Source organism: Stutzerimonas zhaodongensis, from assembly GCF_003696365.1.
In the GTDB taxonomy this organism is placed as follows: domain Bacteria; phylum Pseudomonadota; class Gammaproteobacteria; order Pseudomonadales; family Pseudomonadaceae; genus Stutzerimonas; species Stutzerimonas zhaodongensis.
In genome coordinates this window covers 96,464-119,664 of the sequence record NZ_RFFM01000006.1, presented here as the reverse complement: position 1 = coordinate 119,664, position 23,201 = coordinate 96,464, and the positions used below count along the sequence as shown (strand labels likewise).

24 protein-coding genes are annotated in these 23,201 nt (G+C 62.2%); 6 read left to right on the top strand and 18 right to left on the bottom strand.

The window, feature by feature from the left end; all coding sequences use genetic code 11:
• Positions 1-39 precede the first annotated feature (39 nt).
• Complete coding sequence (locus EA797_RS18650) at positions 40-2,247, top strand: TonB-dependent hemoglobin/transferrin/lactoferrin family receptor (RefSeq protein ID WP_122167958.1); 2,208 nt, start codon at positions 40-42, stop codon at positions 2,245-2,247.
• A 131-nt stretch (positions 2,248-2,378) separates the two neighbouring features.
• Positions 2,379-2,978, top strand: coding sequence for a hypothetical protein (locus EA797_RS18645; RefSeq protein ID WP_122167956.1), 600 nt, complete (start codon positions 2,379-2,381; stop codon positions 2,976-2,978).
• A gap of 31 nt (positions 2,979-3,009) precedes the next feature.
• Here EA797_RS18645 and EA797_RS18640 read toward each other — a convergent pair whose 3' ends face one another.
• From EA797_RS18640 to EA797_RS18620, 5 genes are read right to left on the bottom strand one after another with little or no spacing between them, the layout of a single operon-like run.
• On the bottom strand, positions 3,010-3,645 hold the full coding sequence (locus EA797_RS18640) for an SCO family protein (protein ID WP_122167954.1): 636 nt from the start codon (positions 3,643-3,645) through the stop codon (positions 3,010-3,012).
• Positions 3,646-3,665: 20 nt separating this feature from the next.
• The gene (cyoE, locus tag EA797_RS18635) at positions 3,666-4,565 is read right to left on the bottom strand and encodes a heme o synthase (RefSeq protein WP_122167952.1); all 900 of its coding nucleotides are present in this window, start codon (positions 4,563-4,565) and stop codon (positions 3,666-3,668) included.
• A 10-nt stretch (positions 4,566-4,575) separates the two neighbouring features.
• A complete protein-coding gene (locus tag EA797_RS18630; RefSeq protein ID WP_122167950.1) occupies positions 4,576-5,637 on the bottom strand; it encodes a COX15/CtaA family protein in 1,062 nt (353 codons plus the stop codon).
• Positions 5,638-5,694: 57 nt separating this feature from the next.
• The gene (locus tag EA797_RS18625; protein ID WP_122167948.1) at positions 5,695-6,276 is read right to left on the bottom strand and encodes a hypothetical protein; all 582 of its coding nucleotides are present in this window, start codon (positions 6,274-6,276) and stop codon (positions 5,695-5,697) included.
• A 5-nt stretch (positions 6,277-6,281) separates the two neighbouring features.
• Complete coding sequence (locus tag EA797_RS18620; protein ID WP_122168138.1) at positions 6,282-6,989, bottom strand: SURF1 family protein; 708 nt, start codon at positions 6,987-6,989, stop codon at positions 6,282-6,284.
• Between the two features lie 70 nt (positions 6,990-7,059).
• Between EA797_RS18620 and EA797_RS18615 the strand changes: the two genes are divergently transcribed.
• The gene (locus EA797_RS18615) at positions 7,060-7,263 is read left to right on the top strand and encodes a twin transmembrane helix small protein (RefSeq protein WP_122167946.1); all 204 of its coding nucleotides are present in this window, start codon (positions 7,060-7,062) and stop codon (positions 7,261-7,263) included.
• Between the two features lie 7 nt (positions 7,264-7,270).
• On the opposite strand, the gene EA797_RS18610 is transcribed toward EA797_RS18615, so the two are convergent.
• The 12 genes from EA797_RS18610 to EA797_RS18555 all read right to left on the bottom strand — a co-directional run bounded on the left by EA797_RS18610 (position 7,271) and on the right by EA797_RS18555 (position 20,381).
• The gene (locus EA797_RS18610) at positions 7,271-8,170 is read right to left on the bottom strand and encodes a cytochrome c oxidase subunit 3 (RefSeq protein WP_122167944.1); all 900 of its coding nucleotides are present in this window, start codon (positions 8,168-8,170) and stop codon (positions 7,271-7,273) included.
• Positions 8,167-8,748: a cytochrome c oxidase assembly protein gene (locus tag EA797_RS18605; RefSeq protein WP_122167942.1), complete on the bottom strand. Its 582-nt coding sequence runs from the start codon at positions 8,746-8,748 to the stop codon at positions 8,167-8,169. Before EA797_RS18605 ends, EA797_RS18610 begins: the two co-directional genes overlap by 4 nt.
• Before the next feature lie 17 nt (positions 8,749-8,765).
• Positions 8,766-10,394 carry a cytochrome c oxidase subunit I gene (ctaD, locus tag EA797_RS18600; protein WP_122167940.1) on the bottom strand — a complete coding sequence of 543 codons (1,629 nt, stop codon included), beginning with the start codon at positions 10,392-10,394 and terminating at the stop codon, positions 8,766-8,768.
• Positions 10,395-10,408: 14 nt separating this feature from the next.
• The gene (gene coxB / locus EA797_RS18595) at positions 10,409-11,542 is read right to left on the bottom strand and encodes a cytochrome c oxidase subunit II (RefSeq protein WP_122167938.1); all 1,134 of its coding nucleotides are present in this window, start codon (positions 11,540-11,542) and stop codon (positions 10,409-10,411) included.
• A 208-nt stretch (positions 11,543-11,750) separates the two neighbouring features.
• Positions 11,751-12,017, bottom strand: coding sequence for a hypothetical protein (locus EA797_RS18590; protein WP_122167936.1), 267 nt, complete (start codon positions 12,015-12,017; stop codon positions 11,751-11,753).
• Between the two features lie 110 nt (positions 12,018-12,127).
• On the bottom strand, positions 12,128-13,669 hold the full coding sequence (locus EA797_RS18585; protein WP_122167934.1) for a SulP family inorganic anion transporter: 1,542 nt from the start codon (positions 13,667-13,669) through the stop codon (positions 12,128-12,130).
• A gap of 79 nt (positions 13,670-13,748) precedes the next feature.
• On the bottom strand, positions 13,749-14,480 hold the full coding sequence (locus tag EA797_RS18580) for a carbonic anhydrase (protein ID WP_122167933.1): 732 nt from the start codon (positions 14,478-14,480) through the stop codon (positions 13,749-13,751).
• 200 nt (positions 14,481-14,680) lie between these two features.
• Entirely contained in the window at positions 14,681-15,745 is a 1,065-nt protein-coding gene (locus EA797_RS18575) for a PA0069 family radical SAM protein (RefSeq protein WP_122167931.1), read from the bottom strand.
• Between the two features lie 133 nt (positions 15,746-15,878).
• Positions 15,879-16,646, bottom strand: coding sequence for a DUF1835 domain-containing protein (locus tag EA797_RS18570; protein ID WP_122167929.1), 768 nt, complete (start codon positions 16,644-16,646; stop codon positions 15,879-15,881).
• A gap of 16 nt (positions 16,647-16,662) precedes the next feature.
• On the bottom strand, positions 16,663-16,941 hold the full coding sequence (locus EA797_RS18565) for a YheV family putative zinc ribbon protein (protein ID WP_122167927.1): 279 nt from the start codon (positions 16,939-16,941) through the stop codon (positions 16,663-16,665).
• Positions 16,938-18,986 carry an oligopeptidase A gene (prlC, locus tag EA797_RS18560; RefSeq protein WP_122167925.1) on the bottom strand — a complete coding sequence of 683 codons (2,049 nt, stop codon included), beginning with the start codon at positions 18,984-18,986 and terminating at the stop codon, positions 16,938-16,940. Before prlC ends, EA797_RS18565 begins: the two co-directional genes overlap by 4 nt.
• Before the next feature lie 402 nt (positions 18,987-19,388).
• Positions 19,389-20,381: a bile acid:sodium symporter family protein gene (locus EA797_RS18555; protein ID WP_122167923.1), complete on the bottom strand. Its 993-nt coding sequence runs from the start codon at positions 20,379-20,381 to the stop codon at positions 19,389-19,391.
• Between the two features lie 84 nt (positions 20,382-20,465).
• Between EA797_RS18555 and EA797_RS18550 the strand changes: the two genes are divergently transcribed.
• Genes EA797_RS18550 through EA797_RS18540 form a run of 3 tightly spaced genes read left to right on the top strand, consistent with a single transcriptional unit; the run spans position 20,466 to position 22,381 of the window.
• Positions 20,466-21,287 carry an AraC family transcriptional regulator gene (locus tag EA797_RS18550; protein WP_122167922.1) on the top strand — a complete coding sequence of 274 codons (822 nt, stop codon included), beginning with the start codon at positions 20,466-20,468 and terminating at the stop codon, positions 21,285-21,287.
• Positions 21,288-21,325: 38 nt separating this feature from the next.
• Positions 21,326-21,868 carry a gamma carbonic anhydrase family protein gene (locus EA797_RS18545; protein WP_122167920.1) on the top strand — a complete coding sequence of 181 codons (543 nt, stop codon included), beginning with the start codon at positions 21,326-21,328 and terminating at the stop codon, positions 21,866-21,868.
• Between the two features lie 24 nt (positions 21,869-21,892).
• Positions 21,893-22,381: a GNAT family N-acetyltransferase gene (locus tag EA797_RS18540; RefSeq protein WP_122167918.1), complete on the top strand. Its 489-nt coding sequence runs from the start codon at positions 21,893-21,895 to the stop codon at positions 22,379-22,381.
• 15 nt (positions 22,382-22,396) lie between these two features.
• Here EA797_RS18540 and EA797_RS18535 read toward each other — a convergent pair whose 3' ends face one another.
• Positions 22,397-23,155 carry an SDR family NAD(P)-dependent oxidoreductase gene (locus EA797_RS18535; RefSeq protein ID WP_122167917.1) on the bottom strand — a complete coding sequence of 253 codons (759 nt, stop codon included), beginning with the start codon at positions 23,153-23,155 and terminating at the stop codon, positions 22,397-22,399.
• Positions 23,156-23,201: the final 46 nt, after the last annotated feature.

Here is a 23,201-nt window from a genome sequence, read left to right as displayed (position 1 = left end):
ATTGAGGCCTAGGATCTGCCCCGCCAAAACTGCACAGGAATGCATCCCATGAAGCACAAGCCTTGCCTCTCATCCCTTGGTTCCGGCCTTGCGCTGCTGGCTTTAGCGCCGACCTTTGCGCTTGCTGCGCAGCCCATGCAGCTGCCAAGCACCACCGTCAGTGCCACCCGCTCGCAGACGCCCGTAAACGAAGTGCCTGCCAGCGTGACGGTGATCGAACGCGAGGCGCTGGATCAGCAGAACGTCAACGACATCCAGGACCTGGTCCGTAATCAGCCTGGAATCTCGGTCGGCGGTACCGGACATGCATCGGGCATCGGCGGCTACAACATCCGCGGTATCGACGGCAACCGCGTTCTAACCCGGATCGATGGGGTCGAAGTGCCGGACGCCTATGTCTTCGGCCCTTATGCCAATACGCGGCGCAACTACGTCGACCCGGAGATCATCCGCGCGGTCGAGATACTTCATGGCCCGGCCTCGGCGCTCTACAGCAGTAATGCCATAGGTGGCGCCGTCAGCTACTACACACTGAACCCCGACGACATCATCAAACCGGGCGAGGACGTTGGTGCGCGCTTGAAGACCGGATACAGCTCGGCGGACCGAAGCTGGCTGGGCTCAGCTACCCTCGCCGCACGCCGAGACTCGCTCGAGGGCATGGTGCACTACAGCAAACGCAGCGGCGACGAGACCGAAACCCAGGGCAACGTCGGCGGCATTGGCACCAATCGCAGCAAAGCCAACCCGGAAGAAAACGAGGCCTACAACGTGCTGGCGAAGCTCGGTTATCACTACGGAGAGGCCAACCAGCTGAAGCTCACCTACGAGCACTATCGCTCGCGCATGGACGGCGACATCCTGAGCGCCCCGGCCGCCTTGTTCGGCCGGCCAACCCAAGCCTACCTCGGCCGCAACGTGGTCAACGAAATCGAACGCGAGCGCTACAGCCTGGAGAACCGGCTGGCGTTGGACACACGTTTCGCAGACAGCTGGACCGCTCGGCTGAGCTATCAGAACGCAGGCACTGATGAGCGCACCTACCAGCCCAACAGCGCCACAAGTAAATACCGCAAAACGACGTATCAGGAGCAGAACTGGACGCTGGACAACCAACTCGACAAGCACGTCGCCCTCGGCCAGACCGCCCACCACCTCACCTACGGCCTGAGCTACGGGCACAGCGACGTGACCGGCCTGCGCACCGGCAGTGCGAACCCCCTGTATGCCAGCGACTTCCCTGACCCAACCGTACAGACCTGGGGCCTGTACGTGCAGGACAGCATCGAGTATCGCCGTTGGGCCTTCCTGCCCGGGCTGCGCTACGACCATGAAACGCTCGACCCGAAAGGCACCGCGGCCTACCTGTCCACGGTCCGCGCCGATGCGATCGACCTCGACGAAAAGACCTGGCACCGCGTCTCGCCCAAGTTTGGCGTCACCTATGAGCTGAGCGACCAGTACACCGCTTACGGTCAGTACGCCGAAGGCTTCCGCACCCCAACCGCCAAGGCCCTGTACGGTAACTTCACCAATGAGTCGGGCGGCTATCAGGTGATCGGCAATTCGAAGCTCGACCCGGAAACCAGCAAAGGCATCGAAGCAGGTCTGCGCGGCCAGTTCGAACGCGGCCGTTTCGGCCTGGCAGCCTTCTACAACCGCTACCGCGACTTCATCGAGGAGGACGCACTCGGCGGCGGTGGCAACTACACCACTTTCCAGTCCACTAACATCGACAAGGCAGTGATCCGTGGTATCGAAGCCCAGGGACGCCTGGAGCTGGGCGGCTACGGCTTACCCTCTGGTCTCTACACCCAGGGCTCGATTGCCTATGCCTGGGGCGAGAATCAGGACACCGGCAAACCGCTCAACAGCGTCAACCCGCTGACCGGTGTGTTCGGGCTTGGTTACGATGAGGCCGGCGGGAATTACGGTGCCCTGCTCAACTGGACGCTGGTACGCCGTAAGACCCGTGTCGATGACGACACCTACAACGCCGCCGATGGCAGCACCCAGTTCGGCACGCCCGGTTTCGGCGTAGTCGACCTGACCGGCTACTACCGCATCACGCCAGACGTCACGCTGAATGCCGGCCTCTACAACCTGGCCGATAAGACCTACTGGCTATGGGATGACGTGCGCGGTTATGACAGCACCGGCGAAGCGGGCTTCCTCGCCCCAGCCAATCTCGACCGCCTGACCCAGCCGGGCCGCAATGCCTCGGTGAACATCGTCTGGTCGATCTGATAGGCTGGCCCCGGGCGTGACGCTTAGCCGTCGCGCCCGAACAAGGCTATGCTGGGCATAGCTGCGGCGCGAGCGTGCCCGCGGCTGGTCGACTCGCCATCCAGGCCGTCGCGCACCGTAAAGGAATATGTATGTTCGGCCTAGAGATCATTCTGGGGTGCGCCGGTCTGGGCTGGTTGGCCTACAACCTGTATCGGGTCCTGACGGAGCCACGCAATGCGGTGGAAGTTGGGGCGCAGGTGGTGACCCGCTGCCCCAGACCTTTCGCCTTCCAGACGTATATGAAGGTGCGTGAGTACTACCTGCAGCTCAGCGATGGGCATCGCCGATACGTAATGAACGGCACGCACCTGACCAGGGATACGGTGATCGAGATATGGGAAACGGCCGGTTTCCAGTACGTCAAACATCGTTACAGGGTGGTTGAGCTGATACCCAACCAACGCATGCGCCTGCTCTCCGAGCACAGCGAAGTGCGCGTGCTGGGGCTGTTCAGGGGGCACTCACGTTCGGAGGTGGAGTTCCGCTTTGACGATCACGCCCCCGAGGCAACGACACTGGGCCTGACCATCCGCATCGTCTTTGCCAATCACTTGCGGCACCTGCTGGCCCGCCTGTTTTTCACCGAGGCGATATGGGCGGCCCATGCCCGCCAGGAAATGAACGCGCTGGCCAGGATCATGGAAACGCGCCAGCTAGCGCACACGGCTAGCGTAACGAGTCCGATCTGATTCCAACCCGCCGGATCATTTGTCCTGGCGCTCAGCCCTCGCTTCTGATCAGCACCGGCAGCTGCTCGGCAAGTTTCTCTGTGCGCAGCGGGCCACGGACGAAGCCGCGCAGTCGGCCATCCGGCCCGATCAGGGCGAGGTTGCCGCCGTGGTCGACGGTGTAGTTTTCTTTCGAGGTGTCGGCTGGGATGAAGGGCACGCCCACCGCGTTGGCCAAGGTCTGGATATCGTTCAGCGGGCCGGTGAGGCCGATGAAGCCGGCTCCGAAGTAGTCCAGATACTTCTTCAATTGCTCTGGCGTGTCGCGCTCGGGGTCGACACTGACGAGTACCGGCTGGAGCCGCTGATTGATGTCTTCCGGCAGTTTGCCGCGCAGCTGACGCAGCTCAGCGAGCGTTGCGGGACAGATGTCCGGGCAGAAGGTGTAGCCGAAGAACAGCAGGTTCCAGCGCCCTTCCAGCTGCTCCATGGAGACTGCCTCACCATCCTGATTGGTCAGCGTCAGATCCGGCACGTCACGCCCTTGGGGCAAAATTACGATGCCGGCATCCAGCAGATCGGCGGTATCGAGCTGTTGCCCGGTGTTGAGCACCTTGTAGACCGTCAGGCCAATGACCAGCGCAACCAGGGCGACGAGGATGAATACGGTTTTCTGGATGCGGGTCATGAAGGTCCTTGGCGGCCGGCTTAGAAGGTCAGCGGCAGATAATGATCAACCAGCAGGGCGATGAACAGCGCGAACAGATACCAGATGCTGAATTTGAAGGTCTTGATGGCGGCATGCGGACGGCTGTCGCGATACAGCACAACTGTCCAGAACAGGAACCGCGCACCCAGCAAGACTGCCGCGGCCAGGTACAGAGGGCCGCTCATGTGGATGGCGAAGGGCATGACGCTCACCGCCAGAAGCATCGCGGTGTAGAGCAGGATATGCACCTTGGTGTAGTGCTCGCCATGCGTGACCGGCAGCATCGGCACATTGACCTTGGCGTACTCGTCCTTGCGATGGATCGCCAGCGCCCAGAAGTGCGGCGGTGTCCATGCAAAGATGATCAGCACCAGCAGCAAGGGCTCAGCAGTGATCTGACCGGTTACCGCGACCCAACCGAGCAGCGGTGGCGCGGCGCCCGCCAGCCCGCCGATGACGATGTTCTGCGGCGTGGCACGTTTGAGAAAGCCGGTGTAGATGACCGCGTAACCGATCAGCGAGGCCAGCGTCAGCCAGGCGGCCAGGGCGTTGGTGAAGGTCAGTAGCAGCGCCATTCCGGCAACGCTCAGGGCCAGGGCGAAGAACAATGCAGCGGCCGGGGCGACCCGTCCTTGCGCCAGCGGCCGCTTGTGGGTGCGCGCCATTTCCAGGTCGATACGCCGATCCACCACATGGTTGATCGCCGCCGCACCGCCGGCACACAGGGCGATGCCCAGGTTGCCAAATACCAGGACCGTCCAGGGCACACCCGCCCGGGTGGCGAGAAACATCCCGACCAGCGAGGTGATGAGCATCAGCAGCACCACCTTTGGTTTGGTCAGCTCAAGATAGTCGCGCCAGGTGGCCTGGGCGCCGCGTTCGCTGATGAGAGTGGCCATGGGATTCTCCTTATGCGCGAGGCAGGTCGAGCCTGCCCGTCGTGTTCGAATTCAGATGCGGCTGAGGCGCCGCTGCGGTGGCAACTATCGGGGTCAGACGCAGGCGATGATTGATAAGTACGGTCACCAGCAGCAGCAGCGCGCCGCCGCCGTTGTGAGCGACCGCAACGGCCAATGGCAGGTTGAGCAGGACGTTGCTGATGCCGAGGCTGACCTGCAGGGCCAGCGCCGCCAGCAGCAGCGCAGCCAGACGCGGCAGCCCGTTGCGCCACAACTGCCAGGCCAGCGTGAGCAGGATCAGCGTCACAGCCAATGCGCCAAGCCGATGAGTCAGGTGGATCGCAGTGCGGGCTTCGCCGTAGAGCAAGCCCCCCAGGTAATTCGGGCCAATGTCATGATGGGTAAGGTTGAAGGCATTGGCGAAATCCATGTCCGGCCACCATTCGCCGTGGCAGGTGGGGAAGTCGGTGCAAGCAACCGCCGCATAGTTACTGCTGACCCAGCCCCCGAGTGCGACCTGAAGGACCACGGCGAGCATGCTGACCATCGCCAGCGTTCTGAGCCGCCCAGGCATGGGTGCCACGCTGAGTTGGCGTCCGGATAAGCGCAGGCTCAACAGAAACAGCAGGCTCAAGGTGGCAAAACCGCCGAGCAGATGCGCGGTGACAACCTGCGGCCAGAGCTGCAGGGTCACCGTCCACATGCCGAACGCGGCCTGGGCGATTACCACCGCCAGCAGCAAAAGAGGAAGTTTCAATGGCTGACCCGGTAGCGAACGCCGTCGCACCGCTTGCACCGCCAGCCCTAGAATCACCAGCCCCAGCGCACCGGCGAAATAACGGTGCACCATTTCGTTCCAGCCCTTGCGCACCTCTACCGGAGCATCCGGGAAGCGAAGCGCGGCCAGACTTTGCGCCTGCTCGCTCATCGGTACTGCAAGAAAACCGTAGCACCCCGGCCAATCCGGACAGCCAAGACCGGCGTGGGTCAGTCGCGTATAGGCACCCAGCAACACCACCACCACGGCCAGTAGCGTGGCGATTACAGCGAGGCGGTATCCAGGTTTAGCCATCGTCTACTCCTTGGGCAACCTCTCTGGGACTTCAGCGAGGCGGCTGAGTGCCTTGGATCAACCGATCTGGGAGATTTTCAGCAGGTATTTCAGATCGTCGAGGATTGCCTTTCCTTTGATTTTCTCGTCGTAGCGCAGGACAAGATTGCCGTGCGGGTCGACGATCCACAGCTGAGCGCCAGCGGGCGCGTCAGGGTTCTCGGCGTATACCGACGGCTCCAGGGCATAGCGCTTGAGCTGAGGATATTCGCGTTGAAGCTGCTGCTCGTATACCGGAGCGAGCGTCGTGCCGCTGGCCAGCGCGTGCCCGGCGCGGCCTGCTTCGCGGGCCAGGCCAATGTTGATCTGCCGCGCCAGGTAGACCAGTTCCTGGCAGGCTTCGGTGCAGCCTTGAGGCGCGGTCACCAGCAACTCCCAGCGGGCCTCTGCCTCCGAAGGTACGGCGATGCCGAGCGCATCGCGTCCCTGGCCGTTGGCGACCAGTACGCCGTCGAAACTGCGGGTTTCAGGCACCCAGAAACCGAAGCGGTACATCGCGCCTGCCAACAACATCGGCGCGATGACCACCGCCAGGATCAGAAGGAGCTGAAGCCTGCCCTTACGCCGTTGAGGTTGAGTAGGTTCGAAAGTCGGATTCATCGCCGTCACTGCTTGCTCCCCCGTGCCTGATGCACGCCGAAGTAGATGAACAACGCCAGCAGCGCTGCAGCCAGCGCGAACCACTGCACGGCGTAGCCCAGATGCTGCTGCGGTTGCATGGTGGTGATCGGCCAGTCCGCCCGGTACGCCGTCGGGCCTGGTTCCAACCGCAACTCGTAAGCGACCCCATCGCGTTCGAGCACACCCCAGATTTCCTCGACATCGACGTGATTGACCAACCGCGGCCAGCCTTCGGCCTGGCGCCTGTTGAGCACGAACGGCTTGCCGGAAGGGGCGTACACCCAGGCGGCCAGCTTCAGAGGCTGATCTGGCGTGTCGAATTTTGGTGGGATGCGGCGATCAGGCCAGGGAATCCAACCGCGATTGACCAGTACCCACAACCCGCTCGGCTGATCCTGAAACGGCTGCAGCAATTCCACTCCGACCTGGCCATCACGGGTGCGGCTGTCGAGCAGGAAGCTGCGCTCGGCGTCGAAACTGCCCTGCAGGAAAATGCGGCTGTAGGCCGGCTCCTCAAGCGACTCGATCTGCTCCGGCCCAACTGGTGCAGCTTGTTGGCGAGCGTCCTGGCGCGCCAGCATGTCGCGCTTCTGCTCGCCGCGTTCGAGCTGCCAGATGCCCAGCCAGATCAGAATCGGCAACAAGAGAAAGACCACCAGGGTTGGCACGAGGCCGGGTTTGAACCGGCTCATGCCACGCCCCGCGGCGTGTCGAAATGACTGGCTATACTGCACCCCCAGTTCCCCTGCTACGGACTCGCTCATGCTCAAGGCGGCGATTGTTCTGTTATTAGTAGCCACGCTGGTCAGTCTGTTCAGTGGTCTTTTCTTCCTGGTCAAAGACGAGGGTCGCACTTCACGTGTGGTGACCGCCCTTTTCGTTCGCGTCTCCCTGACTGCATTGACCGTCGCGCTGATTGCCTGGGGCTTCCATTCGGGTCAATTGCAACCCGGCTTCGGCCCCTGATGCATCGCTAGATCACGTAAACGAAGACGAACAGACCGATCCACACCACGTCCACGAAGTGCCAGTACCATGCCGCCGCTTCGAAGCCGAAATGCTGTTCAGGCGTGAAATGGCCGCGAAAGCTGCGCACCAGCATCACTGTCAGAATGATTGCGCCCATGGTCACGTGGGCACCATGGAAACCGGTGAGCATGAAGAAGGTCGCGCCATAGATGCCTGACCCCAGCGTCAGGCCGAGCTCGGTATAGGCGTGGATGTATTCCTCGATCTGCAGTATCAGGAAGGCAGCGCCCAGCAGCACGGTCAGGCCCAGCCCGAGCTTGAGATGCTTGCGGTTGCCCTTGCGCAGCGCGTGGTGCGCCCAGGTCAGGGTGAAGCTGGAGGTCACCAGCAGAATGGTGTTGATCAGCGGCAGGCCCCAAGGGCTGATGGTGCCCTCCGGAGCAGGATAGAGCTTGGGATCGGGATTGTTCAGCAGCGGCCAGCTGTATTCGAAATTCGGCCAGAGCATGGCGCTCACCCCTTTGTCCCCCTCGCCACCGAGCCAAGGGCCGACCCAGTAGCGGATGTAGAACAGCACGCCAAAGAACGCGAGAAAGAACATCACCTCGGAAAAGATGAACCAGCTCATGCCCCAGCGGAACGAGCGATCCATCTGCGCGCTGTAAAGCCCCGCCCGCCCTTCGCGCACGACGGCACCAAACCAACCGAACATCATGTAAGCGATCAGCAGTGCGCCAACGAAGAAAATCACCGGCCCGCTGAGCTCGTCGCGACCGGCCTTGAGGTCGTTGAACCAGCTCCCGAGCCCGTAAACCGTGGTCAGTAACGCCAGCGTCCCGACGATGGGCCATTTGCTCTGGGCGGGAACGTAGTAGTTCTCGTGCGTGGTGGTCTGTTGGCTCATTGCAGACTCTCCTTGGCCACCACCGCAGACGCCTGGGAAACGACGGCGACGGGAGGTTGGCGAGACGTGATGTCGAACAGGGTGTAAGCAAGCGTCAGATGACGCACGTCAGCGGGCAGATCCTGATCCACGATGAAGCGCACCGGCATTTCGATACGTTCACCGGGTTGAAGCACCTGCTGGGTAAAACAGAAGCACTCTGTCTTGTGAAAATAGGCCGCCGCCTTCGACGGCGACACGCTGGGCACCGCCTGCGCCGTCATCGGTTTGTCCGTAGGGTTGTAGGCGACGAAGCGCATCTCCCGGCTGGAGCCTGGGTTCACGCTGAGCTGGTCGGACATGGGTTTGAACTCCCAGACCATGCCGGATGCATTGGTGGCGAGAAACTGCACCCGCACCTCACGTGCCTCATTGACCGTCTGCGTGCCGCTGTAAGCGCCCGCCGTCTTGCCGTTGATGCCGAACGCCTGGCACATCACGTCATAGATCGGCACCAGCGCGAAGCCAAAGCCGAACATGGCGACCACCACCAGCAGCAGGCGGCCGACCAGGCGACCCAGTGGCAGCTCAGCTTTCATGGCGAGTACCCAACGGGCTAGTCATGCTTGGGGCCAGTGCGGTGTTCATGCAACTCCTCCAGGCTCGGTGGCACGCTGAAGGTGTGATACGGCGCCGGCGAAGGCACGCTCCACTCCAGACCTTCAGCACCGTCCCACGGCTTGGCCGCAGCAGCGGGGCCGCCGCGAATGCACTTGATGACGATGAACAGGAACAACAGCTGCGTCGCTCCGAACATGAAGGCACCGATGCTGGAGACCATGTTGAAGTTCGCGAACATCATGTTGTAGTCGGGAATCCGCCGCGGCATGCCAGCAAGACCAACGAAGTGCATCGGGAAAAACGCCAGGTTCATGCCCACGAAACTCATCCAGAAGTGCAGCTTGGCCAGGGTTTCGTCGTACATGTGGCCGGTCCACTTCGGCAGCCAGTAGTAAGCCGAAGCGAAGATCCCGAAGATCGCACCGGGCACCAGCACGTAGTGGAAGTGCGCAACCACGAAGTAGGTGTCGTGGTACTGGAAGTCCGCCGGCGCGATGGCCAGCATCAACCCGGAGAAACCGCCGATGGTGAACAGGATGACGAACGCCACGGCAAAGAGCATCGGCGCTTCGAAGGTCAGCGAGCCGCGCCACATAGTCGACACCCAGTTGAACACCTTCACCCCGGTGGGCACCGCAATGAGCATGGTTGCGTACATGAAGAACAGCTCACCGGTTAGCGGAATGCCGACGGTGAACATGTGGTGCGACCAGACGATGAACGACAGAAAGGCGATGGCGCCGGTGGCGTAGACCATCGAGGTGTAGCCGAACAGCGGCTTGCGCGAGAATGCCGGAATGATCGAACTGACCGCGCCGAACGCCGGCAGGATCATGATGTACACCTCCGGATGGCCGAAGAACCAGAACACGTGCTGGAACAGCACCGGGTCACCGCCACCTGCGGCACTGAAGAAGCTGGTTCCGAAGTGGATGTCCATCAGCATCATGGTGACCACACCCGCCAGCACCGGCATCACCGCGATGAGCAGGAAAGCTGTGATCAGCCAGGTCCAGACGAACAGCGGCATCTTCATCAGCGTCATGCCCGGTGCGCGCAGGTTGAGCACGGTGGCGACCACGTTGATCGCCCCCATGATCGAACTGATGCCCATCAGGTGGATGGCAAAGATGAAGAAGGTCACCGATTCGGGCGCATAGGTCGTGGACAGCGGCGCATAGAAGGTCCAGCCGAAATTCGGCCCTCCGCCCTCCATGAACAGCGTCGAGACGAGCAGCCCGAACGCCGCGGGTAACAGCCAGAAGCTGAAGTTGTTCATCCGCGGCAGCGCCATGTCCGGCGCGCCGATCATCAGCGGGATCATCCAGTTGGCCAGGCCGACGAAGGCCGGCATCACCGCACCGAAGACCATGATCAGGCCGTGCATGGTGGTCATCTGGTTGAAGAACTCCGGCTGCACGATCTGCAGGCCCGGTTGAAACAGCTCGGCGCGGATGACCATCGCCATCGAACCGCCCAGCAGGAACGCGCAGAAGCTGAACCACAGGTACATCGAGCCGATGTCCTTGTGGTTGGTGGTCAACAGCCAACGGGATAACCCCTTGGCCGGGCCATGGTGATGGTCATGCCCGGCATGACCATGATCGTCGATCACTGCACTCATCGCCGCCACTCCTCTTATTGACTGGCTTCTTCGGCCTGTTTGAAGTCGAGCACGTCTTTCGGCGTGACCATGTCGCCCGTGTCGTTACCCCAGGCGTGTCGCTCGTAGGTCACGACCGCGGAGATGTCGACTTCCGAGAGTTGCGGGCCGAATGCAGGCATCGAGCTGCCCTTCTTGCCATTCACGACAATCCCGATATGAGCAGCGGCTTCGCCTGTGGCGATGGGGGAGCCTTTGAGTGCCGGGAACATCGGTGGCAGGCCTTCGCCATTGGCCTGGTGGCAGCTCGAGCAATTGGTCTGGTAGACCTTCTCGCCACGCTCGACCAGTTCCTCCAGCGTCCAGTCCTTACTCGTCAGTTCGGCAATCTTGGCGGCTTCAGCTTTCTTCTCGCCAAGCCAGGCGGCGTAATCCTCCTGGGACTTGACCTCCACGACCACGGGCATGAAGCCATGATCCTTGCCGCACAATTCGGTGCACTGGCCACGGTAGATGCCGGGTTGCTCAACACGCGTCCAGGATTCGTTGATGAAGCCGGGGATGGCGTCCTTCTTCACCGCCAGATCCGGCACCCACCAGGAGTGGATCACGTCCGCCGCGGTGATCAGAAAGCGCACCTTGGCACCGACCGGAATCACCAGAGGCTCGTCGACCTCAAGCAGGTAGTGTTCGCCCTTGGGGGCGACGTTGTTGATCTGATCACGGGGTGTGGTGAGGTTGCTGAAGAACTCGACGTCCTCACCCAGATACTTGTAGTGCCACTTCCACTGATACCCGGTGATCTGGATGTCCACGTCCGATTCGCTCGAATCGTAGATATGGATCAGGGTGCGTGTGGCTGGCACCGCCATGCCGACCAGGATCAGCAGGGGAATGATGGTCCAGAGGACTTCCACCTTGGTGTTTTCATGGAAGTGCGCTGACTCCAGCCGCTTGGAGCGGCGATGGGCGAACATTGACCAGAACATCACTGCGAATACCAGCACGCCGATGATCACGCAGATCCAGAAGATGGTCATGTGCAGATCGAAAACGGAGCGGCTGACGTCTGTAGCACCGGAACGCATATTCACGTCCCAAGCCGCCTGGGCCTGGCCGAATAGCGAACACAATCCAATCCCCATCCAGGCTCGTGGATGTCGCGACATTGCGGGTTCCCCTTATGGTTCTTGTTATCCCGCCGACCGCCTGTCCGGCAGCAGAGCTGAGCAAAACGCTCGCAACTACTGCCTGACCACGCTCCGATCTGGCTCCCCCCAATTCCTGGTTGCCAGTCCTCGCTTTGCACGCGCAGTCGGAATCAATCGGTACGCTTACGATCGGAGTATAGACAGCGATCCCGGACTGGCAATTTCGTCAGGTGCCGGGGCTTGTCTCGGCCTCTGCGGCGTCGTGGTCGTTCTTCTTCACCCCCCGAATATTCATCAGTGCCAGGCACACCTGAAGGGTGATCAGTGCCCACGCCTCGGCGTGCCAGCCCCAGATCACCCAGAGCAGGTTGCTCAGCAAAAAACACCAGAATCCAACGGTTCGCCGACGGGGCTTCAGCGAGCCGATCAGCCAGGCTGCCAGCACCGTGACGACCATCGCCGGCCATTGCAGCAGATCGATAAAGACTTCCAAATCCGTCCTCCAGAATGAACAGCAGCGCAACGGGACCACCGATGCGCTGCTGGCAGAAAGGCGCGCCGAACGCACGCCTGTGTCTGAAGATCAGGGGCTCGCCGCTGTGATTAGTTCCCCTCCGGGAGCGTGCCGAGATATGCAGCCTGTCGGCGCCCGCCTTCCACCCGTCGGACCAGTGCTCGTGGCTCGATGATCAGGCGAGCGCCATTGCCCTGGTTAGAGCGCTGCCACTCCTCCAGTAGCTCCATGCAGGCGTGGTCGATATAACGCAGGTGCTCCATTGGCACATACAGCCAAGCGTCTTGCGGCACCCCAGCCAGCGCGCGCGACATCTGCGGCACCTTGAGGAAGGTCGCCGCGCCCTGCATGCGCAGCTCGACCCGACGTCCGTCTTGAACCACATTAATTTTCAAGCGCGAAGCCTGCCAGGCCAGCTGCATCAGCGTCAGGGCGAAGCCCACCAGCACCCCCGTCAACAGATCAGTGGCGACGATGGTCAGCGCAGTGGCGACATGGATGAGCATGGCCATGCGGCCGTAACGACCCAACTGGCGCAGCGCTTTGAGATCGATCAGCTTGAGCCCGGTATAGACCAGAACGCCAGCCAGGCTTGCCACGGGAATGCGCTCCAGCAGCGCTGCAAGCAGCACCACGGCCGCCAGTAGCCAGACCGCATGCAGCATGGCCGAAACTCTCGTACGGGCACCGGCCTGTACGTTGGCCGAGCTGCGCACGATCACGCCGGTCATTGGCAGCGCGCCGAGCATGCCGCAGAGCATGTTGCCGATGCCCTGCGCTGAAAGCTCGCGATCGAAATCTGCTCGCGGTCCTTGATGCATGCGATCGACTGCAGCGGCGGAGAGCAGTGTTTCGGCACTGGCGATAAAGGCCACAGCCAACGCGGCGACCAGCAGCCCTGGATCGGCGAAGGCCAGCAGGTCCGCCGGCTGCAGCCAGGTAATGGCATCGGCAAGGTTGTCCGGCACCTCGACACGGCGCACGTCGAGCCCCATCCACAAGCCCAACAGAGTTGCCGCCGCGACGCCCAGCAAAGCGCCAGGCAACAGGCGTAACCGTTGCGGCTTCAGCCGATCCCACACCCACATGCAGGCGATGGTCAGAAGCCCCAGGGACGCCGCAACCAAGCCATCACCATCGCCCGCAAACGGCAGCGCTGCCCACAACGCGGCAGGGAAAGCACTCAGGTTATCCAGACCCGACGCCTGTGGCTTGGCATCCATCATCACGTGCAGCTGAGAAAGCACGATCAAAATGCCGATACCGGCGAGCATCCCGTAGACCACCGCCGGCGCCGTGACCCGAAACCAGCAGCCCAGCTTCAGCCGCCCCGCCAGCAGCTGAAGCGCCCCAGCCAGCAGCAGGATAGGCCCAAGCATGGCCGCGCCATATTGCTGCACCAGTTCGAACACCAGCACCGTCAGGCCGGCAGCCGGACCGCTGACCTGCAGCGGCGCGCCTGAGAGCCAACCCACCACCAGCCCACCAATGATGCCAGTCACCACGCCCTTGGCCGGGGGCATCCCGGACGCGATGGCAATACCCATGCACAGTGGCAGCGCCACCAGAAAAACCACCACGGACGCCATCAGGTCACGCGGCAGCGTAGCTTTGATAGCTTCTGCATTCATTCAGAAATCCTCGAGCACGCCGCGACGCCGACAGCGTCGCGCGATCAATCGATGCATCGGCCAAAAGAGGCCGGCGGTGTCAGGCCTGCAGATATCGCGGAGCGGGCGTTGCCACTGGTGATGGCCCATCACCATCCAGCGGCGCGAAGCGGCCGGTACTGGCGTGATAGGCAAGGATTTCGCTGGTCTCGATGCAGTAGACCCAGCCGTGAATGGACAGCTGGCCGCCCGCCAGCCGGGCAGCGACCGATGGATGAGTGCGCAAGTGGTCAAGCTGGGCCACGACGTTTTCCTTGGTGAGCACACCGAGTGAGTCTTCGACACCACAGTTGCAGTTGGTCTCGACCATGCTACGTGCCACCTCGCAGTGCCGCAGCCAGGCCTTTACGGTCGGCATCCGCTGCAGGCCTTCCGGGTTGAGCACTGCTTTCATTGCGCCGCATTCTGAGTGGCCGCAAATAATGATGTGCTGCACGTTGAGCGCCATGACCGCGTACTCGATGGCGCTCGACACACCGCCATTCATCTGTCCATAAGGCGGAACTACGTTGCCGACATTGCGGGTTACGAACAGATCGCCCGGCGAGCTCTGGGTAATAAGCTCCGGAACGATACGCGAGTCGGCACAGGTGATGAACATGGCACGGGGGTACTGTGCCTTGGCCAAGCGAGCGAACAGTGCTCGCTGTTCTGGATAGACGTCTTTACGAAATCGACGAAAGCCGTCGACGAGGTGAGCGAACGACTCGTCGGCGCTTTCGCCTCTTGCAGGTGAGACGGTGGATACGCGAGCAGAATTGAATTCGGGCATGATGGTCTCCTGGTGCGGGGCAAGGCATGCCAGGGTCATCGAGCTGGGAGCGGCCCGGTGACTGCCTGGTCACATTTGCCGCCAGGCTAGTCAGTTAGTCTTAAGTGAAGCTGAACGAACCGCTCTAACACGGCATTTACAGACAGCTGCCCGATCGCCGAATAATGGCACCAGAGACCTGACCAGTCTGTTGCCATGATTCAAAGCAGAGACATCTGCGAGCCCGGTACAACGAAACGTGTGCAGTCCAGACCGTAATTCTGATCTCGCCGGTTGTAGCCCAACCGCTTGCATGCAAGCTGAAAGCGCTGGGCGAGCAGTTGTGCGAACTGGCCTTCACCGCGCATGCGGCTGCCGAAACGGCTGTCGTAATCCTTGCCGCCCCGCGACTGGCGCACCAGGCTCATGACATGGCCTGCACGTTGTGGGAAATGCTCCTGCAACCACTCATCGAAGAGCGTCGCCACTTCGTGCGGCAACCGCAGCAGCACGTAGCCGGCCGAGCGCGCACCGGCTTCCCGTGCGGCTTCGAGCATGCGCTCCAGCTCCATGTCGTTGATCATCGGAATCATCGGCGCGCACATCACGCTGACCGGTACGCCCGCCTCGTGCAGGGTACGCAGCACCCGCAGACGCGCCGAGGGTGACGCCGCGCGCGGTTCCATGATGCGTTTGAGTTCGTCATCCATAGTGGTCAGGCTTACCGAGACGCTGACCAGCCGCTGCTCCGCCAGCGGCACCAGCAGGTCCATATCGCGCAGCACCAGCGAACCCTTGGTGATGATGTGCACCGGATGCTTGAAGCGCAGCAGGATCTCCAGCGCCTGGCGGGTCAACTGCTGTTCGCGCTCGATGGGTTGATAGGCATCGGTGTTGACCCCCAGCGCGATGGGCTGCGGCACATAGCCGGGCTTGCTCAGCTCCTGCTCCAGGCGCTCGGCTAGGTTGGTCTTGGCGATCAACCGCGTCTCGAAATCGATCCCGGGCGACATGTCCCAATAAGCATGGCTGGGACGTGCAAAACAGTAGATGCAGCCGTGCTCGCAGCCCCGATACGGATTGACCGAGCGGTCGAAGCCGACATCCGGCGACTGATTACGGGTGAGTACGCTCTTGGCCGTCTCGAACCGTACCTCGGTGGCGCGCGTCGGAGGCACGTCCTGCTCCCAGCCGTCGTCGCACGCCTCGCTGCGGGTCGGGGCGAATCGGTTGTCAGGATTGATGGCGGTGCCGCGACCGCGCGGCGTGCTGACTGGCGGATACATGACGAGCCTCGAAATACTGTATATAGATACAGTATCAGGTAATCATCATTTTTCGCCAACTCCGACTGTCGCCTGCGCCAGAGTAGGCCAGGCGCAGCAGCATCCTGCACGCTCTGCATCCAAAAGCTAGTGGCTAACCCAAAGGGCGCCGTACCTGCGCCTTGCTGTACCCAACACCGGCAACATCGCTGATCAGTATCTCGCCGCGTTTCGCCAGCTCACGTGCGCGCCAGTAGAGAAACAGGTCGGTCGCGAAAAATCCGTTGCAATGGGCCATGACCTCAGCCATGGCGCGGGCCAGCGGCATCCAGTCATTGCCGCAGGCCGCCAGCAGCTCGCTATCGATCCGCGAATGGTCTTCACCGAGAAAACGCCCGTCGACCCAGCGACGTATCGCTGCGTTCTCTTCAATGGCGGCCCGCCATTGGTTGGAGAGGTCGGCGATGCGGGCGGGCTTGACGAGGCGAGGCTGGTAGAGCGCTGCCAATGCATCCGGGGCATGCATCGACACCGCCATGCGCGCGCCGACTCGACTGTCGCCGGTGCCGCAGCTGACCTCATGCAGCGGCACTGCTGAATCTTCCAAGGCCGCTGCCACCCGCGCGAGCATCAGTTGCTCCGAAGCGCTGTCGCCATGCCAGACCGTTACCTGTCGCGGTTGATCGGCCAATCGCGCCAGCCACTCGGCATCATTGGCAATGCCCGAAAAATCCGGCCGTGGCTCCAACCCGAAAGGCCAGACCCCTTCCCAGAACGCCATGCGCGCCTTGCATGGAGGGGATTCGATGTCAGCAAGCGGGCCGACCGCCAAATCGTCGCGCAGGATGCGGACCTCGTTGCCTTCGGCCAGCAGCTGCCGGACGCTGTCAGCGGCGAGATCGCCACAGGTGATATGCCACATGGCGATGCTCCGCCGGTCAGTCGGTTTTTTTCTTCAGCTTTGGATTGGGGAAGAACTGCACGGCCTGCACCTGCGGATCGGGCGCTTTTGGCTGCGCCTTATTGACCCGTGTGCCGAGCTCGGACGGCACCGACTGACCCTGCGCATTGAGCGTATCGGCATAGCCGCACTCCACGCATTCGCGATGGGGAACGCCGTCGACGTCCCACATCTTGATGCTGTCGCTGGCGCTGCACGCCGGGCACACGGCGCCGGCGATAAAGCGTTTCGTGGTCACTTCGGGTTGGTCGCTCATGCCACTTCCTCGGTCAGGCCGAGGTGGCGCAGCAGCGCATCGGTGGACGGCTCGCGCCCACGGAAGTCGACGAACAGCACCATCGGCTCCTGCGAGCCGCCACGAGCGAGGATCGCGTCGCGGAACGCACGGCCGGTCTCGGCATTGAACACGCCTTCTTCCTCGAAGCGCGAGAAGGCATCGGACGACAGCACTTCGGCCCATTTGTAGCTGTAATAACCAGCTGCGTAACCACCGGAGAAGATGTGCGCGAAGCTGTTGGGGAAGCGATTGCTGGCCGGCGGACGCATCACCGAGACCTCGTCGCGGATGCTTTCGAGCACCTCGAGCACGCTGCGGCCGTCGCCGTGAGTCGCGTGCAATTCAAAGTCGAACAACGAGAATTCAAGCTGGCGCACCATCACCAGGCCGGACTGGAAGTTCTTTGCCGCCAGCATCTGGTCCAGCTTGTCTTGCGGCAGGCGCTCGCCCGTCTGGTAGTGCCCGGAAATCAACGCCAGCCCTTCCGGCTCCCAGCACCAGTTTTCCATGAACTGGCTCGGCAGCTCGACCGCGTCCCAGGCCACTCCGTTGATACCCGAGGCGCCGGCATGCTCGACCTGGGTGAGCAGGTGATGCAGGCCGTGGCCAAACTCATGGAACAGCGTGGTCACTTCATCATGAGTCAACAGCGCCGGGCGCTCGCCCACCGGCGGAGTGAAGTTGCAGACCAGGTTGGCCACCGGCGTCTGCAGGGTACCGAGGCAGGTACGGCGCTTGTCGCGGGCGCCATCCATCCAGGCTCCGCCGCGCTTGTTGGGCCGCGCATAGAGGTCGAAGAAGAAGCGCCCGACGTGCTCGCCCTTCTCGCGGATCTCGAACAGCCGAACATCCGGATGCCAGCTGTCGAAGTTTTCCAGCTCGTGAATCTCGATGCCGTACAGGCGCTTGACGATGGCGAACAGGCCGGACAGCACCTTGTCCACCGGGAAGTAAGCTCGCAGCTCTTCCTGGCTCAGGCTATAGCGCGCCTGGCGCAGCTTCTCGCCGAAGTAGTTGACGTCCCAGCTCTGCATATCAGTGATGCCGTGCTCGGCGGCGAAGGCGCGCAGCTCCTTGAGGTCGCGCTCGGCGAACGGCTTGCTGCGCTCGGCGAGATCACGCAGGAAGCTCAGCACCTGATCGGTGCTCTCGGCCATCTTGGTCGCCAGCGACAGCTCGGCGTAGTTGCCGAAGCCCAGCAGCTGGGCCAGCTCCTGACGCAGATCGAGGATCTGCTCCATCACCGGACCATTGTCGAACTGACCGGCGTTCGGCCCCTGATCGGAGGCGCGGGTGGAATAGGCAACGTAGACCTCTTCACGCAGCGCACGGTTGTCGGCGTAGGTCATCACGGCGAAGTAGCTGGGGAATTCCAGGCTGATCAGCCATCCGTCCAGCTCCTTGGCCTTGGCAGCCTCGGCCATCTGCGCCTTGGACGACTCGGTGATGCCGGCCAGGAGGCTTTCATCGGTGACGTGCTTGGTCCAGGCCTGGGTGGCGTCGAGCAGCTGGTTGGAGAAGGTGCTGCCGAGTTCAGCGAGCTTCATGCGGATCGCGCCGAAGCGCTGCTGCTCGGCGGGCGGCAGATCGATACCGGACAGGCGGAAATCGCGCAGCGCGTGTTCGAGAATGGTCTTCTGCGCGACATCGAATCCGTCTGCCTCAGGGCTAAGCGAAAGCGCCTGGTAAGCGGCGAAGAGGTCAGCGTTCTGGCCCAATTCGGTGGCGTAGGCGGACAGTTTGGGCAAACAGGCCTCGTAGGCGCTGCGCAATTCAGCATTGTTGCGCACGGCATTGAGATGGCTGACCGGACCCCAGGCGCGGCTTAGGCGCTCGTTCATCTCGTCCAGGCCGACCACCAGAGTGCTCCAGTCGAGGCTTTCGGCAGGACGACTAAGCAATTCCTGCAAGGCGACACGGTTGTCGCCGAGGATGGCGTCCACCGCCGGCTCGACATGCTCGGGGCGGATTTCGGAATAAGGTGGCAGGTCGAATTCCCGAAGCAGCGGGTTGGTATCGGTCACGGCAGTTGCCCCTTTGAATAAGTGATCAGCCAGGCATGTTAAAGCCAATTGCCCGGCCGCGCAGCCAGCAAACAGCGCGATAGAGTGGCGCTATGGTCAACCACTCCGCAGGGCCCAAGCGTTCAAGTTGGTACCGCCAAACGGCATCACCGAACCCGCCCCTACCGACCGAGTACCTGTAACTGCGACGATTTCCTGCTGCGCCGGTTCCGTGGTCGCTCTTGTAGGAGCCAGCTTGCTGGCGATCAAAGGTGCGCCGCCTCAACCGCGTTACGTTCCGTCAGCATGGATCGCCAGCAAGCACTGGGCGCCCCCTAGCTCCTACATTCAAATTTGCTGCGATATGAGCTACCAGCAAAGCGGGCTCCTACCGGTACCGTAGATGCGTGCCCGATAGCGGCGCTACTGAGCCGCAGGCGATTCCACCGGCACCTCAGGCCGGCGCGCGTAACGCTGGGCCAGCACCGTGCAGACCATCAGCTGGATCTGGTGGAAGAGCATCAACGGCAGGATGATCATGCCGACCGCGCTGGTGGCAAACAGCACCTGGGCCATGGGCACGCCTGTCGCCAGGCTCTTCTTCGAACCGGCGAACAAAATGGTGATGCGATCTTCGAGGTTGAAACCCATGATCTTGGCCAGGACGCTGGTCAGCCACAGGACGATCGCCAGCAACAGGCAGCAGGCCACTGTCAGTCCCAACAGATGACCCAGCGGCACGATCTGCCACAGGCCATCCACCACTGCGCCGCTGAATGCGGTGTAGACCACCAGCAGGATGGAGCTCTGATCGACGGTCTTGAGCCAGGTCTTGTTGCGCGTCACCCAGGCACCAATCCAGCGCCTAGCGATCTGCCCGGCGATGAACGGAACCAGCAGCTGCAGGACGATCTTGCCGATGGAATCCAGGGTCGAACCGCTCTCTCCTTCTACGCCCATGAGCAGCAACACCAGCAACGGCGTGAGGAAGATACCGATCAGGCTCGACGCCGCCGCGCTGCAGATTGCCGCCGGCACGTTGCCACGTGCGAGCGATGTGAAGGCGATGGCCGACTGCACCGTGGCTGGCAATGCGCAGAGGTAGAGCATGCCCAGGTACAGCTCGGTACCGACCATCGGGGTCAGGACCGGTTTGAGCGCAAGCCCCAGCAACGGAAACATCACGAACGTGCAGGCAAAGACCAGCAGGTGCAGACGCCAGTGGCCGGCGCCAGCAATGATCGCTTCCCGCGACAGCTTGGCGCCGTGCATGAAGAACAGCAGCGCGATGGCCGCGGCGGTGAGCCACTCGAAGAACACCGCGACCTGTCCTTCGCAGGGAAACAGCGTTGCAATGGCGACCACCGCGAGCAGGGCCAGAGTGAAGTTATCGAAGAGAAGACGGAGCTTGGCCATGGGTGATTTCCTTGGGGCTTGCAGGCAACAGGAACGGACCTTAACGTGGGCGCTGCCTTCCGACTAACGCCAAGCAGGCATGAAATGTCGCCAATCGGACAAGAAGCCGTTCTGATCACCCGTCTCAGCGAACTCAAAGCACTCCCTCGACCGGTGTATGGCCAGCTGGACTCCCCGCCCAACCTCAAGCTCGGCTACCGCCACAGCCACCCTTGGGTGCAGCTGTCCCATGCGGTCGAAGGGGTGCTGGAAGTGCGCACCGACAGTGGCCGCTTCATCGCCCCGCCGCTGCGCGCGGTGTGGATTCCGGCGGGCGTTACCCATCAAGTGTTCTGCGCGCCGGATACCTGCATCCGTAGCCTTTATATCGATCGCATTGTAGCGGGCGATGCGCCGGAGCATTGTCGCGTATTGCAGGTGAGCCCCCTGCTGCGAGAACTCATCCGGCATTTCAGCACCCTGCCTGAGGCCTATGCCGAAGACGGTGCCGAGGGGCGATTGGTACAGGTCCTGTTGGATCAGCTGAGTTGCGCGCCGGAAGTCGAATTGGTGTTGCCGCTGCCGGCCGAGCCGCGCCTGCATCGCCTATGCAAAAGCCTGCAGGCGCAGCCGGAGTCGCAGGAAGGGCTGGCCGATTGGAGCCGAACCCTTGGGGTTTCCGAACGTACACTGAGCCGCTTGTTTCTCCGCGAAACCGGGTTGACCTTTCGTGCATGGCGCCAGCGCCTGCGGCTGCTCAGCGCCCTGCCGGCGCTGGAGCGAGGCGAACGGGTCACCGACGTCGCGCTGGGCTGCGGATACGAATCCCTGTCAGCCTTCATCGCCGCCTTTCGCGAACAATTCGGTGCCACGCCAGGCGAATTCTTCCGTTCTGGCAGCACTTCTGCCGCTGACCCTGTCCACTAGAATCGCCTGAACCTTTTTTGAGCCTACAGGAGCACCTCATGAGCATCCGAACCTATCAGGGCCACACGCCCGAATTGGGTGAGCGCGTCTTTGTCGACCCCAGTGCGGTGCTTATCGGCGATATCGAGATCGGGGAGGACAGCTCCGTGTGGCCGCTCACCGTGATCCGCGGCGACATGCACCGCATCCGCATCGGCAAACGCAGCAGTATTCAGGATGGTAGCGTCCTGCACATCACCCACGCCGGGCCATACAACCCGGACGGCTTTCCGCTGACCATCGGTGACGAGGTGACCGTCGGCCACAAGGTCACCCTGCACGGCTGCACCCTGGGCAGCCGCATTCTGGTGGGAATGGGTTCCATCGTGATGGACGGTGCGGTGGTCGAGGATGAGGTCATCATCGGCGCCGGCAGCCTGGTGCCGCCTGGCAAAACGCTCGAAAGCGGCTACCTCTACGTCGGCAGCCCGGTGAAACAAGCCCGGCCGCTCACGGACAAGGAGCGCAGCTTCTTCAGCTATACCGCGGGTAACTACGTGAAGCTCAAGGATCAGCATCTGGAGCAGGCTTACGCTGACTGACCACGCTCCACCCGAGGACCATGAATGAACATACGCCCGATAGCCGAAGACGACTTCGATCAGGTCTGGCCGATTATCCGCGAGGTGGTCCAGGCGCAAGAGACCTACGCCTTCGACCCCGACATGGACCGCGAAGCGGCATGGCGGATCTGGGTGGAGCTGCCTCAAGCTACCTACGTAGCAGAGCAAGACGGCCGGATCCTCGGCAGCTACTACATCAAGCCCAACGCAGCCGGGCCAGGCGACCATGTTTGCAACTGCGGCTACATGGTCGCCCCAGCAGCGCGCGGTCAAGGCGTCGCGGGTCGGCTATGCAGCCACTCGCTCCAGATCGCTCGCGAGCTCAGCTTTGAGGCCATGCAGTTCAACAGTGTGGTTGCCAGCAATACCGTGGCCATAGCGCTGTGGCAGAAGCATGGCTTCCAGATTGTCGGCACCCTGCCTCGCGCTTACCGCCACCGCAGCCTCGGTCGAGTGGACTGCCATGTGATGCACCGGTCACTGATGGATTGACTGACGCGGCAGTTTTCAGAGAAACATGCCGCCGGACGCCTCGATGCGTTGACCGGTGATCCAGCGGCCACCCTCGCCGAGCAATGCACTTATCGCAAGGCCAATGTCTTCGGCCTGACCCGCCCGCCCCAAGGCCGTATTGCTGGCGACGAAAGCGTTGAGCTCGGCATTGTCGCGCACCGCTCCTCCGCCAAAGTCCGTTTCGATTGCGCCGGGGGCCAGCACGTTGACACTGATGCCACGCACACCCAGCTCACGGGCCTGGTAGCGAGTCAGCACTTCGACTCCACCCTTCATCGCTGCGTAGGCGGCGTAACCCGGCAGAGAGAAGCGCGCCAGCCCACTCGAGACGTTGAGAATGCGCCCGCCGTCGGCAATCAGCGGAAGTAGCGCTTGGGTCAGAAAAAACGGGCCTTTGAGATGGATATTCATCAGCAGGTCGAATTGCGCCTCGCTGGTTTCAGCAAAGCTGGCGGTCTGACCGATGCCAGCGTTGTTGACCAGGAAATCTATGTTCTGCCGGCCGAAGTGCTGAGGAAGCTCGTCGCGCAACCGAGCAGCGAAGGGTGCGAAGCTGGGGCTGTCGCCGACATCCAGTTGCAGCATAAGCGCCCGCCCACCGAAGCGTTCGATTTCCTCGGCCACGGCCCCTGCTTCATCGGCCTTGCTTCGATAGGTGCCGATGATATCGGCGCCCTTTGCAGCCAGCTGCAGAGCGGCGTTGCGTCCGAGCCCGCGGCTGGCCCCGGTAATCAATGCGATTTTGCCTTTCATTGTGCGTCTCCAGTGGGTGAATGTCGGGACCACCTTATTGGTCATA

Coding starts and splice junctions, on each gene's coding strand:
- EA797_RS18645 (WP_122167956.1), top strand. CDS start 2,379: ATGTTCGGCCTAGAGATCATTCTGGGGTGCGCCGGTCTGGGCTGGTTG.
- EA797_RS18555 (WP_122167923.1), bottom strand. CDS start 20,381: ATGGCCAAGCTCCGTCTTCTCTTCGATAACTTCACTCTGGCCCTGCTC.
- EA797_RS18565 (WP_122167927.1), bottom strand. CDS start 16,941: ATGAGCGACCAACCCGAAGTGACCACGAAACGCTTTATCGCCGGCGCC.
- EA797_RS18545 (WP_122167920.1), top strand. CDS start 21,326: ATGAGCATCCGAACCTATCAGGGCCACACGCCCGAATTGGGTGAGCGC.
- EA797_RS18620 (WP_122168138.1), bottom strand. CDS start 6,989: ATGAGCCGGTTCAAACCCGGCCTCGTGCCAACCCTGGTGGTCTTTCTC.
- EA797_RS18630 (WP_122167950.1), bottom strand. CDS start 5,637: ATGGCTAAACCTGGATACCGCCTCGCTGTAATCGCCACGCTACTGGCC.
- EA797_RS18605 (WP_122167942.1), bottom strand. CDS start 8,748: ATGAAAGCTGAGCTGCCACTGGGTCGCCTGGTCGGCCGCCTGCTGCTG.
- EA797_RS18570 (WP_122167929.1), bottom strand. CDS start 16,646: ATGTGGCATATCACCTGTGGCGATCTCGCCGCTGACAGCGTCCGGCAG.
- cyoE (WP_122167952.1), bottom strand. CDS start 4,565: ATGGCCACTCTCATCAGCGAACGCGGCGCCCAGGCCACCTGGCGCGAC.
- EA797_RS18540 (WP_122167918.1), top strand. CDS start 21,893: ATGAACATACGCCCGATAGCCGAAGACGACTTCGATCAGGTCTGGCCG.
- EA797_RS18615 (WP_122167946.1), top strand. CDS start 7,060: ATGCTCAAGGCGGCGATTGTTCTGTTATTAGTAGCCACGCTGGTCAGT.
- EA797_RS18575 (WP_122167931.1), bottom strand. CDS start 15,745: ATGTATCCGCCAGTCAGCACGCCGCGCGGTCGCGGCACCGCCATCAAT.
- EA797_RS18610 (WP_122167944.1), bottom strand. CDS start 8,170: ATGAGCCAACAGACCACCACGCACGAGAACTACTACGTTCCCGCCCAG.
- EA797_RS18650 (WP_122167958.1), top strand. CDS start 40: ATGCATCCCATGAAGCACAAGCCTTGCCTCTCATCCCTTGGTTCCGGC.
- EA797_RS18585 (WP_122167934.1), bottom strand. CDS start 13,669: ATGAATGCAGAAGCTATCAAAGCTACGCTGCCGCGTGACCTGATGGCG.
- EA797_RS18550 (WP_122167922.1), top strand. CDS start 20,466: ATGTCGCCAATCGGACAAGAAGCCGTTCTGATCACCCGTCTCAGCGAA.
- EA797_RS18640 (WP_122167954.1), bottom strand. CDS start 3,645: ATGACCCGCATCCAGAAAACCGTATTCATCCTCGTCGCCCTGGTTGCG.
- EA797_RS18535 (WP_122167917.1), bottom strand. CDS start 23,155: ATGAAAGGCAAAATCGCATTGATTACCGGGGCCAGCCGCGGGCTCGGA.
- coxB (WP_122167938.1), bottom strand. CDS start 11,542: ATGTCGCGACATCCACGAGCCTGGATGGGGATTGGATTGTGTTCGCTA.
- EA797_RS18580 (WP_122167933.1), bottom strand. CDS start 14,480: ATGCCCGAATTCAATTCTGCTCGCGTATCCACCGTCTCACCTGCAAGA.
- EA797_RS18625 (WP_122167948.1), bottom strand. CDS start 6,276: ATGAATCCGACTTTCGAACCTACTCAACCTCAACGGCGTAAGGGCAGG.
- ctaD (WP_122167940.1), bottom strand. CDS start 10,394: ATGAGTGCAGTGATCGACGATCATGGTCATGCCGGGCATGACCATCAC.